Source organism: Psychrobacter sp. DWR1-2-3, assembly GCF_049896465.1.
GTDB classification, from domain to species: domain Bacteria; phylum Pseudomonadota; class Gammaproteobacteria; order Pseudomonadales; family Moraxellaceae; genus Psychrobacter; species Psychrobacter maritimus.
In genome coordinates this window covers 72,202-85,908 of the sequence record NZ_JAFCUJ010000009.1, presented here as the reverse complement: position 1 = coordinate 85,908, position 13,707 = coordinate 72,202, and the positions used below count along the sequence as shown (strand labels likewise).

The window sequence follows — 13,707 nt, the reverse complement described above, 5'->3', positions numbered from 1 at the left end:
GAAGTGAAACATCATCGCGCCAATGGTAGTGTGGCTCCGGCCATGTGAGAGTAGGTCATCGTCAGCTCTCTATTCCTGAATCGCCCCTCAACTTAATTGTTGAGGGGCTTTTCTTTGTCTAGAAGTTGCGGTTAGAAGGATTTTTCGAATTAATAAACTGTCTAATAAGAGTATTCATTCAAAATGATTTGACTTCTATCATTATAGCTGCTAATTTTGGATAGTATCTTGTTACAGGTCTATAAGCAGGATGTTTTTGACTTGTAAAAATATCAGTTCTTTTTGACGCGAGATACTTAATCTAAGCTTTATCCTCTTATTGTTGTAATTATCAAAAGGAATTGATAATGAAGTTAGCCCCTCTTTTTTCAATTGGTGCATTGGCAGCAATCAGTTTTTTAGGCTGCTCAAATCAATCTGCTGACACTACTGATGGTTCATCAGCAACCTCTCAAGAAACCACCGTCTTAAGATTTTCACATTTTTGGCCAGCAACATCATCGATTAGTACAGAGGTTTTTGAGCCTTGGGCAAAGCAGATTGAAACAGACTCTAACGGCCGTCTAAAAGTGGAACTTTATCCTTCAGCAGGTCTTGCTAAGGCAGATGTGACTTATGAGTCAGCTGCAAAAGGCACGATAGATATTGGTTCACAAGCACATGGCTATACTAGTGGACGCTTTCCTTTAACTCAGATTACTGAGCTTCCAGGTCTATCAAACTCAGCGACTCAAATGAGCTGTATGCTCCAAACTCTATATGAAGATGGTACTTTAGCCAGCGAATACCAAGATTCACATCTGTTGTTTATGTATGGCGCTGGACCGGGTTCGTTGCATACGACTAATAAGTTGATTCGTACGCCTGAAGATATGAAGGGTATGCGCATTCGTCGTCCTTCTGCGGTTGCTGGTGATATCATTGAAAGTGCGGGTGCCTCACCAGTAGGGTTGCCTGCCAATGATATGTACACCTCTTTACAGCGCGGTGTTGTTGATGGTTTGAGTTTTCCTTGGGAAGCTGTCACTGCCTTTAAAATCGATGAAATTACCAAATACCATACCAATATTCCTTTTTATAGCTCGGCTCTTATGGTCACTATGAATAAAGAAAAATATGAAAGCTTACCTGACGATTTAAAAAAGGTACTGGATAAAAATTCAGGGATGGCGCTTGCTAATAAGGTCGGTGAAGTATTTGATAAGCATGATGACATGGCAATAAAAGCAGCTAGAGACAAAGGTGATGAAATTGTTGAAATCCCTGATCCACTGAATGATCCTAACTGGAAAGGACCTCTTGAAAAAGGCACCAAAAAATATCTTGCTGATGTCAGTGCTCTAGGTTTAGATGCAAATGGTGTTTATGCTAAAGCCAAAGCCGCCAGTGCAGCCTGTAAGGTCTAACCTAAAGGAGTGGTTGTCACATGGCATTTTTAGTCAAACTTAGCACCCTTATCTCACGGTTATGTCAGCTTATAGGTGGTATCAGTCTAATTATTATTGTACTGGTCACCATGTTGGATGTTATCGCACGCTATATCTTCAAGCTCACTGGAGGTGAGTTTGGATTTACGGTCAAAGGCAGCGTTGAGATTGTCTCTTACTTTATGCTTTTTGCTCTACTCGGCGCCTTTGCCGCTTTTGTTGAACGCTCACAAATCATTGTAGATGTATTCACCCAAAAAATGTCAAAAGCTGTTAAAGGTTACATGATGGGCACCTTTATGATGGGTTTTTTCATCATCGGTATCGTGTTCGCATGGGGTCTTTATGAGAGCGCTTTTGATGCGATAGAGTACGGCAAAGTCACCCAAGACCTTCGCATCTCCATGATGCCCATCTACGCTATCAGTGCCTTCTTAAGCATTTTACTTGCCATTCGGTCATTGATCGAATCCATTAATATTTTTAAAACAGGCGAGTTCTTTGACGCTGAGGAGACAGGCGCATGAGTCCAGAAATTATTGGTGCCATTGGTTTGTTATGTATGATTGCGATGGTTATGCTACGTGTTCCTGTTGCACTTGCGATGTTAGGAGTGGGTCTGGTTGGTTTTGGTGCCGTGACTGCACCTATTGGTGCCGTACAGATGCTCAAAGACTTGCCGGTTGATGTTTTGGCAAAATATGATTTTAGTGCCATTCCGTTATTTATTCTAATGGGTGTCTTTGCTTCTCATTCAGGTATGGCAGGAAAACTGTTTGATGCGACCCGAACTATCTTTGGTGGCGTAAGGGGCAGTCTGGGAATTGCTGGGATTGGCTCGTCCGGTATTTTTGCCTCTATCTCAGGATCGTCATTGGCAACGGCGTCTACTATGACTAAAGTGGCATTGCCACAAATGGAGAAGTACGGTTATCAACCAGGTTTCGCATGCGGTATTTTAGCCGCTGGTGGTACTTTGGGAATCATGATTCCACCCAGTATTGCGCTACTGGTCTATGCTATCTTAACTCAGCAGTCAGTCGGCGATATGTTTATCGCTGGTTTCTTGCCGGGTATTCTTGGTATGGTGATGTATTCAATCACGGTGATGATTATGGTGCGCTGGAAGCCCCATTTAGCACAGCGCGGAGAAACTACTTCTTGGAAGCAAAAGTTACTCTCTTTGACAGGTCTGATTCCTTTTAGCTTTATCTTTATTGTGATTATTGCTGGTATTTTCTTTGGGTTATTTACCCCAACAGAAGGGGCGGCGGTTGGTGCTTTTGTATCATGGGCTTATGCCTTTGCTAAAGGAATGCGCATAAAAGGGTTGAAGCAATCATTGATTGAGACGCTTGCTCTCTCTGCCGTGGTTTTCTTTATGCTGCTTGGGGCTGAAGCGCTTGGCTATTTTATCTCAGTATCGCGCCTGTCTTATAGTTTGGCTACGTGGATTGGTACATTGGCAGTTAGCCCAATGGTGGTACTGATTTGCATTCTAATCATGTACTTTCTTTTAGGGCTATTTATGGATGCCCTAGCGATGCTGGTAATTACTATTCCAGTGGTATTCCCAATTATTGTCGCCTTGGGTTATGATCCAGTTTGGTTTGGTATTATCGCAGTACTAACGGTAGAGCTTGGGTTAATCACACCGCCTATGGGTATGAATATTTTTGTCATTAAAGCAATGGCACCGCATATTAAGTTATCCGATATGTTCCGAGGTGTCGCCCCCTTTATTGTCTCTGATTTGGTTCGATTGGTTCTTTTAGTAGCATTTCCGGCGATATCTTTGGTGTTGTTAAATTAGTATCAAAAGTACAAGCTTATATAAAAGGCTTTATTTAAGTTTGTCTGAGTCAGTAAATAAAAAATAGAAGTTTAATTTTATAGCCATATTATCACAATGATACTATGGCTTTTTTATGCATTACTACTGGGGTAGAGGCCATCGATATGACGGCGTTAACATAATGGGTCCCGTTATTATGGGTAGTAATGGCTATAGAATAAAGAAAGAATATTTTGATATTACCTTAAACTTTGATTCAGTTAGGTTTATGTTGATGAGACTACAAATAATATTGAAGTCAAAACAATAATAACAGACTCATATCTAACCCCCTTTGACTTATGTTAAAGAGGCTTTTCTTTGTCTGCGGGTTGGGGTTAAAAAACTATTTTACATATCCTTAATACATAACTTAACAGCTAGGTATTGTTGAGATGGCTTATTAAAGCTATGATTATTACAGTTCATGTTATCGATGCAGGATTACTAGAGAAGCATGGGCTTTTATAAATGAACTTAATATCATAAAAATTAATAATCACAAGGATGAGATGATTATGACTATTGCAAAGAATATTGAAGTAAGCAGCACCTCAGAAACAAGTTTTGAAGACGCTATTCAAAAAGGCGTGGCGCGTATCGCCAAAACCGTTAACAATGTTCAAGGTGCTTGGGTAAAAGAGCAGAAAGTTGGTATTACCGATGGTAAAATTAATAAGTATCATGTCATTATGATTGTGAGCTTTGTCATTAATGAAGATACCGACCTTAGTTAATTATTATTAACAGTGCCAAATTACTTATAAACCTGATTTATTAAAAAATAAAAAGCCTGTGTATGCAGGCTTTTTTTATGTCTTTTAACCCGTCATAAAACAAAGATTTACTCATAGAAATTTCTTAACATTATAGATTGCAGTAGATATAGTAAACTGGTCGTTTGATATTTTTAACATGATTTTTTTAACAAAGTTTTTATAAATAGAGAAAGCTATGGCAGTTGATTTTACCAATACCTTGATCGTTGCGATATCAGCAACCGCTTTATTTGATTTATCAGAGTCTGAAAATCACTTGATAGCATTATTGCAGCAGCGACCTAGCGAGGCGATTAAAGAGTTCCGTGACTATATGGCTGAACGCGAGAATGATTCGCTCAGCATTGGAGCCGGCTATCCGCTTATTAAAGCATTGTTAAATTTGAACAATTACTGCCATGATTGCGAAGCGCAGGACGCAGGTATCGAGACGCCATTGGTAGAAGTGGTTATCGTCTCAAAAAGTAGCCCTGATACAGGTATTCAGGTGCTTAATGCAATTCGTGAACATGGTTTAACCATTTCTCGCTCGGTATTTATATCCGGAAGCCCTATAGCGCCTTATATTAAAGATTTTAATGTGGATTTGTTTTTGACCACCAATCGTGATGACGCTCAGCAAGTTGCTGATGCCAATATTTGTGCCTGTGCGATATTAGATGCCACACCAGTAAATACCTATGAGCTCGATACTAAGCAGCTGCGTATCGCATTTGATGGTGATGCGGTATTGTTTGATGATTCAGGTGAGCTGCTTTATAAACAAAAAGGGTTGCAGGCTTTTCATGAGCGTGAAGCCGAAATGCGGGATTTACCGATAGAAAAAGGACCTTATGCAGAGCTGTTGATTAAGCTGTCAAAAATGCAAGAACGTTTGCCTGCAAGCTTGCATATTTCTCCCATGAAGATAGCGTTAGTCACTGCCCGTAATGCCCCTGCGGACTTACGGGCGATTAAAACGCTACGTGATTGGGGGGTTGATCTCGATATGGCGTTTTTTTTAGGTGGACTTGAGAAAACATCGGTGCTAAAAACCTTTGCGCCGCATATTTTCTTCGATGATTCAGTTAAGCATATCGATGCTGCTCGTAGTTTTGTGCCGACCGCGTTAGTACCTTATCATTCGACCTCGTTACTTCATGCCAATAGTATTTTGACGGCTGATAAAGACGCGTCGTTATTGTCATTTAAACCTGTAGAGAACCCACTTGTTTCTGTCAGTCGTTGATAGTGTTTTTATAAAATGTAGCGCTTGCATAAAATTAAGAGGCTTAAAAAGGTAATACCTAATATGAATTGGCAGCAATTACTCACCTTGGTGATGGAGCGGATTAAGCAAGTCATCGGCTTATATGCGTTTGTGCTCATACCCATGTGGGGCATGTATGTGCTGAATGAAGCGGTGTTTTTTGGTCTATGGAATATTTTTGGTATTGTGCCACGAGCATTAGACGTTGGCAGTATGATTGGAGTTTTTGCATCATGGACGATGCACGGTAATTTTTCCCATTTACTTGGCAATACCTTGACGCTATTACAAATTCTGTTTTTGTTTGGGCTGTTTGAAAATAATGCTTATCGTACGGTACTCAAATTAATCGTGGCGTCAGGATTGGTGACTTGGGTGCTTGGCTCACCTTCTTCTATTCATATTGGCGCGTCGGGGCTGTGTTTTGCGATGCTTGGGTTTATGATAGGCGGCGCAGTATTTGCAAGGCGCTGGGGCTACTTATTGGCTTGTATCGTGATGGGTACGGGCTATTGGTTGACTATTAAACAAGGTTTAATGCCGCAGCAAGGTATCTCATTTGCGGCGCATTTTGGTGGGCTATGCGCCGGTTTGTTGTTGGGTGCCAATTCTAAGCACGCCTATACCAGAGTAAATAATCGTCGTTAATTTTATTTTAGGCACATATGTTAAGACAGCCTGTTCAATCAAGTACAGTGATATTTATAAATAAGTTTGTAAAACCCAATAAGTGGGTTATTTCTTATTGATACAAACATTGATATATAGCGGGTCGCTCTTTTCTAAAGCTCGCCACTTGGTGGTTTGCTTTACATGCTCATCGATACTCAGGTTACTGCCTTTTTCTTGCAACACATAGTCTGCACGGGCAGGGGCGGCACAGTCAATCACTTGTGGTACTTGCTGCACACTTCTACGTCTTTCAAACAAATATAAATTCACCAAGTAAATATTTGGCGCATCGGCGTTGGCACGAGCGTGTCCGCTATCAGCGGCGATAAAGCGTAATGTTTGTGGTTTAACATATGACCAAGGGCGAAACCACGTGCCTTCTTCAACTTTTTTGACCACATGGACACCTTCAGGAAGCTGTGCGACCTGCTGACCAAACCAGCTATATTCTTGGCTTATTTGAAAGCCAAAGATACCGATGGCACCAAATAATGGAATAAGCCATCTTGGCGCTTTTTTACCGGCAAGTTTACTCAGGTGAGTGATAACCAATGCTATCCCAGCCAAACCAAACCCAGCGGCTATGGTCGCGATAAACTCAAAAAGCATAAGACTTTTCCTTAACGCCATTAGCGCATTTAATACCAATTATTAAAAACAAATCTACGATTACAAGTATGTTAAGTACATTTATTATGTCATTTATACTCATGATTCTCATTGTTTTTACTTTTAAGAGCGATGGATAAAAAAATCACTCACAAGCAGCTGCTGCCTGTGAGTGATATATTATCGTAAAAAAGTACTTATCATTTGCACATCATTTTTTAGCTTGTATCGAAGCTTAGTGATCGATTGCGCCGCCAGCGCCGCGTGGCGAACGTACGCTTTCAACCAACTCTTGGATATGGGCTGGTGGTGGTGCAGTCGCATAAGAAACAGCGAAGGCAACGATAAAGTTCAATAGTGCACCAATCGCACCAAACGATAGTGGCGAGATACCAAATAACCAATACTCTTCGGTATCAGGGAAGTTTGCCGTACCCGTGATAAAGAACCAGCCTTTAAAGACAAAGATATAAACCAAGATACTAATCAAACCTGTGAGCATACCAGCGATGGCGCCAAGGTTATTAATACGCTTCGAGAAAATACCCATCATCAATGCAGGGAACAGTGATGCACCCGCAATACCAAAGGCTAATGCTACGACCTGTGCGGCAAATCCTGGGGGGTTAATACCGAGCCATGTCGCAACCACAATCGCGATAGCCATCGTGATACGCGCGACTTTTAGCTCGCCTGCATCAGTGATGTTTGGATTCAGGTTACGCTTGATTAAGTCATGACTGATCGCAGATGAGATTGCAAGTAGTAGACCAGCTGCCGTTGAAAGCGCTGCTGCCAAACCACCGGCGGCGATAAGACCGATAACCCAACCTGGTAGCTGGGCGATTTCTGGGTTAGCCAATACCAAGATATCAGCGTTGACGTCAAGCTCGTTACCTGCCCAGCCTCTATCAACAAACACACCATCACGCTCTAAAGCATGCTCAGCTTTTGCTTCTTCAACCGTCGTAGTAGCGGCAGCAACATCACCACCGTCAGCGGTAGCCGCAGCCAATGCTAGCTCTGCTGCACCAAGTCCGCTATCGCTATATAACTGAATACGACCATCGTTATTTAGATCGTTATATTTAATAAGACCGGTATCTTCCCATGTTTTCATCCAATCTGGACGTTGATCATATTCGATCGCAGGGGCATCAACACCTTGTGGATAAATGGTATCGATTAGGTTTAAACGTGCCATCGCACCTACTGCCGGAGCAGTAAAATAAAGTAGTGAGATAAATACCAAGGTCCAACCAGCTGTCCAACGCGCGTCAGCAACTTTAGGAACCGTGAAGAAGCGAATGATAACGTGCGGTAAACCCGCGGTACCAATCATCAGTGATAAGGTAAACAGCACCATGTTTAGCTTGTTCGGCACGTCAGCGGTATAAGCGGTAAAGCCTAAGTCGACGACGATTTGGTCAAGCTTGGTTAGAATAGGAATGCCTGCTTCAACATGGTTTGAGAATAAACCAAGACCTGGAATCGGGTTACCCGTTAATTCAAGTGAGATAAAGACGGCAGGGATGGTATACGCAATCATTAGAACCACATACTGCGCAACCTGCGTGTAGGTAATCCCTTTCATACCACCAAGTACGGCGTAGAAGAAAACCACAACCGCCGCAATAATCAGACCGGTAGTATTATCAACTTCTAAGAAGCGTGAGAATGCCACACCAGCACCGGTCATCTGACCGATAACATAAGTGGTTGAAGCAATAATCAAACAAACAACGGCAATCATGGCCGCAGTCTTAGAATAAAAACGGTCCCCGATAAAATCAGGAACCGTGAACTTACCAAATTTACGTAAGTAAGGTGCTAGGAGCATGGCCAGTAGTACATAACCGCCTGTCCAGCCCATCAAATACGTTGATGCCGCATAGCCGCCGGTTGCAATAATACCTGCCATCGAGATAAATGACGCCGCACTCATCCAGTCAGCGGCGGTTGCCATACCATTCATAACCGGATGTACACCGCCGCCAGCAACATAAAACTCACTGGTCGAACCTGCACGTGCCCACCAAGCAATACCGAAGTATAAAGCGAATGATAGACCTACAAAAATAATATTAATCGTAAATTGACTCATAGGACTATTCCTCGTCTACACCATATTGTTTATCTAGTTTATTCATGCGCCATGCATAGAAGAAGATTAAAGCGATAAAGACGATAAGAGCCCCTTGTTGTGCAAACCAAAAGCTTATATCGGTACCGCCTACTCTAATACCTGACAATAATGGACGTAGTAAGATGCCAAAACCATAAGAGACTAAGGCCCAAATGACAAGGCTAACTTTAATGAGACGGAGATTGGCACGCCAATAACCTGATGAATCGTTGTGGTTCTCCATAGGACAACTCCTTTTGTCTAATATAAAAAAAGGTCACTGATTTGAGTCTGACAAGTCATTTTGCTTTAGTGTTTGTGCTACTACAAAAAGCAGTGTGACACTCAGTCCATCTTATAACCATAAAAACGGTAGACGAACGGCTAAAGCAGAATGATCAATCAGGATAAGTAACCCAAAATTATCAACATATGAGCAAATTTTTTTCAATGCTAGCGATACATACACTGATGTTAAGTTGCTGGGTACGACGACAGCATAAAATTTGCAGGATAAAATCAATATAAACCGGTTAAGAATTCATTCTTTCTTTATCTATTAACAGAGATGAAGAAGTTTTTATTAAATTAAGCGGATATAAATAGTAATATTTAAATAGGAAGGTCGGTATTGGCTGACAATCCTCTGTCTTATCATTCATATCATCTTCCCGATAATATGGCTTCAATACTTCAAAATTATTCATTCCAGTAAGTATTGCAAGCATTTTTTATAAACTTATTAGGAATATATACAATATTGACTTAATTAACAATAAATAAATTTTATTTACTTTATGTAACTAAATATTTGTTCCATAGAAACTATAGTATAACTTATGTTAGTAAAAGTTAATAAATCTCCTGTCTCTAATAGAATAGCCTACTAACACCTTATTAACGTTAAGGATTTATTCTTATGGCTATATTAATAGCTATAAGTTAAAAATAGCATTTATTTCAAAAATAAGCATCAAGAACTCATAAGCAAACGTTATATTGCCAAGTTTTTTTATAATAAATAAGCGTTATATAAAGATAGTCATACTTTCATCACTATGAATCAGTCTTAAAAGTTTTTCATTATTTTTTATTTATAACAATAGATTTTTTATTTAAAGTATTTTACTCGTCAAAAGTTTATAGATATTAAAGTTTCTAAATAAAGGATTGAAATAGTTAAATAATCGCCAGTCAGTTAAAATACGCCAACATGATATGGGTGATTTCATTGCCACTTTATTGCTTAGCTTTCCAGTACTGTTAGAGAGGTCAGGAGAGAACAAAGCGTCATAAGAGGGTAGACAGTCACATTAATTAATAACATATGTTAAAAATATAGAAAGTCAGTCAGGGAAATATAGTATGAATGAAGGCATAGCAGGTTGGTTTAATAGCATCGTTAATTACGGTGTTAGTATTATTTGGGGTAATAATGATTGGTTAATCGCCAGCAATCCGTGGTATGGCTTGTTGATGTTTGTCTTGATTGGTGCCGGTCTTTATTTTACCGTTGCTACGCGTTTTATTCAATTTCGTCACTTCGGTCATATGTGGCAATTATTACGGGTGTCAAACCAAGGGCGTAAAGATGGTGGTATCAGCTCGTTTGAGGCGCTGATGACTTCACTGGCGGCGCGCGTCGGTACGGGTAACTTGGCAGGGGTTGCCATTGCTATCTATCTTGGTGGACCAGGTGCCGTATTTTGGATGTGGATGACGGCGATCGTAGGGATGTCGACCAGTTTTATCGAGTCAACCTTAGCGCAAGCCTATAAAGTGCCGCACAATGACAATGTTTACCGCGGTGGACCGGCTTACTATATTGAAAAAGGTTTGGGTAAACGCTGGCTTGCGATATTTTTCTCGCTTTGTTTGTTGGTTGCTTTTGGTTTGGCATTCAACGGCGTGCAGTCAAACACGATTGCGCAAGCGACCAATGAAGCCTTTGGTATCCCAACATGGATGACAGGTTTGGTATTGGTGCTACTGGTTGCGCCAGTGGTATTTGGTGGTTTGCGTTCGGTTGCGCGTATCGCGGGTAAAATCGTGCCCGTCATGGCGATTCTTTATATCTTATTGGCGCTTTATATTATTGTTACTAACTTTAGCGAATTCCCAGCGGCGATTGCCTTGATTGTAAAATCGGCCTTTGGCTTTGAGCAGGCAGCGGGCGGTGTGATTGGTTATGGTATTGCGCAGGCAATGATTAATGGTATCAAGCGCGGTCTATTTTCTAACGAAGCCGGTATGGGCTCAGCGCCTAATGCGGCAGCAACGGCAAAAAGCCATCCTGATCATCCAGCAGTGCAAGGTTTTATGCAAATGCTGGGTGTGTTTATGGATACGCTGGTTATCTGTACCGCAACCGCTGCCATTATTATCCTCTCTGGCGTCGTCGACCCGAGTGTCGAGCAAGAAGGTATTCAGTTAACCCAGTTAGCATTGTCGCAGTATGTGGGCGATATGGGCGTGATTTTCGTCGCGATTGCTATTTTCTTTTTCTCGTTTACCTCTATCATCGCCAACTACAGTTATGGTGAATCTAATCTTGAATTTATCTCTGGTGAGAAAAATGCCAAGGTCATGATCATGATTTTCCGCTTTATGGTTTTGGGCATGGTGTTTGTCGGCGCAATTGCGAGCTTACCTGCGATTTGGAACTTCGCTGACTTATCGATGGGTCTAATGGCACTCGTTAACTTAATAGCGATTTTAATCTTGTCACCAGTTGCGCTGCGCATATTGCGTGATTACGAAAGACAAATCAAAGAAGGTAAAACGGGCGATCAAATCAAATTCAATCCCGATGACTTTGTGAAATTAAAAGATGAAGCCAATCGTGATGCGTGGACTGACTAGCCTTTATTAGTGAATCAAGAAATTGAGCCATTAAAGTTATAAACATTAAAAAACCGCCCTTATCATTAAGAGCGGTTTTTTTTATTAAGCTATATTTATCTCAAGCATGGTTTACATGTTTGGATAGTTAGGACCGCCGCCGCCTTCTGGCGTCACCCAAGTAATGTTCTGTGACGGATCTTTAATATCACAGGTTTTACAATGGACGCAGTTTTGCGCATTGATGACAAATTTAGCGCCTTCGGCATCTTTTACCACTTCATAAACGCCAGCTGGACAATACAGACGCGCAGGCTCAGCATATAGTGGTAAGTTAATAGAGATAGGCACTGTTGAATCAGTCAATTTTAAATGCGTTGGTTGGTCTTCAGCGTGGTTGGTATTGGAGACAAATACTGACGATAATTTATCAAATATCAATTTACCATCTGGCTTGAGGTAAGTTGGCTGGTAGGCATGAGCCGCACGTTCTAGCTGATCGTAGTCAGGAAGATTGTCATGTAGGGTAAATGGCATTTTACCTTTCAACAAGTTGTGCTCGATAAAGGTAAACGCGCCGCCCATAAACAGACCCATGCGATGTATCGCAGGCGAGAAGTTACGCGACTCGTAGTTGTCTTGGTACAGCCATGACTCTTTATACATAGTGGTATAAGCCACTACCTCGTCATGCTCACGACCAGCTTGTAATGCTTCGAAAATTGCCTCAGCAGCTAGCATGCCTGACTTCATAGAAGTATGCGTGCCTTTAATCTTCGCAGGGTTCAAGAATCCAGCATCATCACCGACCAACACGCCACCTGGGAAGGTGAATTTTGGTAATGAGTTTAAGCCACCTTTGGTCAACGCACGTGCGCCGTAAGAGATGCGCTTACCGCCTTCTAGTACGTTTTTGATGACAGGGTGGGTTTTTAAGCGCTGCATCTCATCGAATGGCGACATATATGGGTTGTGGTAAGACAAATCAGCGACAAGACCGAAGCTTACTTGGTTGTTCTCATCGAAATATAACCACCAACCACCAGTAGAACCTGTCTCAGTCAATGGCCAACCAAGACCGTGCATGACCACACCTTGCTCGTGTTTTTCAGGTGCAACTTCCCACAGCTCTTTTAGACCAATACCGTAATGCTGAGGGTCAGAGTCTTTATCAAGACCGAAACGACTGATTAAGCGTTTGCCCAAATGACCGCGGCTACCTTCAGCGAAGATAGTGTACTTGGCAAGCAGCTCGTAACCAGGCTCAAAGCTGGCCTTGGCTTCGCCACTGGCAGCCACACCCATATCGCCAGTCAAGATACCACGTACTGAACCGTCATCGTTGTATAGAATGTCAGCCGCAGGGAAACCTGGGAACATCATGACTTCAAGCTCTTCAGCCTGTACAGCCAACCAACGAACCACATTGCCTAATGAAACAATATAGTTGCCATTGTTGTGCATTGGGGCTGGAATAAGAGGGTCAGGAACCTTGGTTGAACGAGTGGCTGAATTCAAGTAGTAGAAGCGATCTTCAGTGGCTGGCACGTTTAATGGTGCGCCTTTTTCTTTCCAGTCTGGTATCAGCTCGTTTAAAGCACGTGGCTCGATGACAGCGCCAGATAAGGTATGCGCACCGAACTCAGAGCCTTTTTCGACCACACAAACCATAAACTCATCGTTACCAGCTTCGATAGCGAGCTGACGTAGACGAATGGCGGCAGACAAACCGGCAGGACCACCACCGACGACAATAACGTCAAATTCCATCGACTCACGTTCGATTTCAGGCTCTGCGGCGACTGGTTCTACGACAGGCTCAGGTGTTTCTTTTAACACAGGAGCGTCTACCACAGAAGCAGCAGCTTCTGTCGCTTCAACTTCAGCGGCTTCTTCAGTCGTGGCGACTTCTTTAGCTTCTACAGCTGCCGTTTCTGCTACTGGTGTATCAGTATTTACGGTATCGCTACTTACGATGTCACTATCAACGACTGGCGTTTGATTGTCTTGCTCTTGCATACCTACTCCTAAACTTGTAGTGGCTTATCTCAGGGCATCATTAGCTTAACAATTGAATAATAAGGCTTGCGGCGCTAACGTTACTCAGACATATGGCTGCCCGATAAAAACTGTCTTTGCGGCATCAATTGACGACGTTAAGATTAAAAATA

The 13,707-nt window shown here is 42.0% G+C and carries 11 protein-coding genes; 7 read left to right on the top strand and 4 right to left on the bottom strand.

All coding sequences use genetic code 11. The annotated features are described in order from the left end of the window. Positions 1–347: 347 nt before the first annotated feature. From ACP7AA_RS12410 to ACP7AA_RS12385, 6 genes are all read left to right on the top strand, one after another. Entirely contained in the window at positions 348–1,406 is a 1,059-nt protein-coding gene (locus ACP7AA_RS12410) for a TRAP transporter substrate-binding protein (RefSeq protein ID WP_426223747.1), read from the top strand. 20 nt (positions 1,407–1,426) lie between these two features. Then, entirely contained in the window at positions 1,427–1,954 is a 528-nt protein-coding gene (locus tag ACP7AA_RS12405; protein WP_201565163.1) for a TRAP transporter small permease, read from the top strand. Further along, complete coding sequence (locus tag ACP7AA_RS12400; RefSeq protein WP_201620083.1) at positions 1,951–3,240, top strand: TRAP transporter large permease; 1,290 nt, start codon at positions 1,951–1,953, stop codon at positions 3,238–3,240. The genes ACP7AA_RS12405 and ACP7AA_RS12400 overlap by 4 nt, the downstream gene beginning before the upstream one ends. 539 nt (positions 3,241–3,779) lie before the next feature. After that, a complete protein-coding gene (locus ACP7AA_RS12395) occupies positions 3,780–3,998 on the top strand; it encodes a dodecin family protein (protein ID WP_105246437.1) in 219 nt (72 codons plus the stop codon). 217 nt (positions 3,999–4,215) lie between these two features. Further along, complete coding sequence (locus ACP7AA_RS12390; RefSeq protein WP_426223746.1) at positions 4,216–5,268, top strand: 5'-nucleotidase; 1,053 nt, start codon at positions 4,216–4,218, stop codon at positions 5,266–5,268. Positions 5,269–5,331: 63 nt separating this feature from the next. Then, a complete protein-coding gene (locus ACP7AA_RS12385) occupies positions 5,332–5,937 on the top strand; it encodes a rhomboid family intramembrane serine protease (protein ID WP_201620085.1) in 606 nt (201 codons plus the stop codon). A gap of 87 nt (positions 5,938–6,024) precedes the next feature. Here the strand turns inward: ACP7AA_RS12385 and ACP7AA_RS12380 are convergent, their stop codons facing one another. The 3 genes from ACP7AA_RS12380 to ACP7AA_RS12370 all read right to left on the bottom strand — a co-directional run bounded on the left by ACP7AA_RS12380 (position 6,025) and on the right by ACP7AA_RS12370 (position 8,939). Further along, a complete protein-coding gene (locus tag ACP7AA_RS12380; protein WP_201620086.1) occupies positions 6,025–6,570 on the bottom strand; it encodes a hypothetical protein in 546 nt (181 codons plus the stop codon). A 235-nt stretch (positions 6,571–6,805) separates the two neighbouring features. Further along, a complete protein-coding gene (locus tag ACP7AA_RS12375; RefSeq protein ID WP_201620087.1) occupies positions 6,806–8,674 on the bottom strand; it encodes a sodium:solute symporter family protein in 1,869 nt (622 codons plus the stop codon). A gap of 4 nt (positions 8,675–8,678) precedes the next feature. After that, entirely contained in the window at positions 8,679–8,939 is a 261-nt protein-coding gene (locus ACP7AA_RS12370; RefSeq protein WP_201565170.1) for a DUF4212 domain-containing protein, read from the bottom strand. 1,121 nt (positions 8,940–10,060) lie between these two features. Here ACP7AA_RS12370 and ACP7AA_RS12365 point away from each other — a divergent pair. Beyond that, a complete protein-coding gene (locus tag ACP7AA_RS12365) occupies positions 10,061–11,557 on the top strand; it encodes an alanine/glycine:cation symporter family protein (RefSeq protein WP_201565171.1) in 1,497 nt (498 codons plus the stop codon). A gap of 111 nt (positions 11,558–11,668) precedes the next feature. Here ACP7AA_RS12365 and ACP7AA_RS12360 read toward each other — a convergent pair whose 3' ends face one another. After that, positions 11,669–13,306: an electron transfer flavoprotein-ubiquinone oxidoreductase gene (locus ACP7AA_RS12360; protein WP_426223749.1), complete on the bottom strand. Its 1,638-nt coding sequence runs from the start codon at positions 13,304–13,306 to the stop codon at positions 11,669–11,671. Positions 13,307–13,707 lie beyond the last annotated feature (401 nt).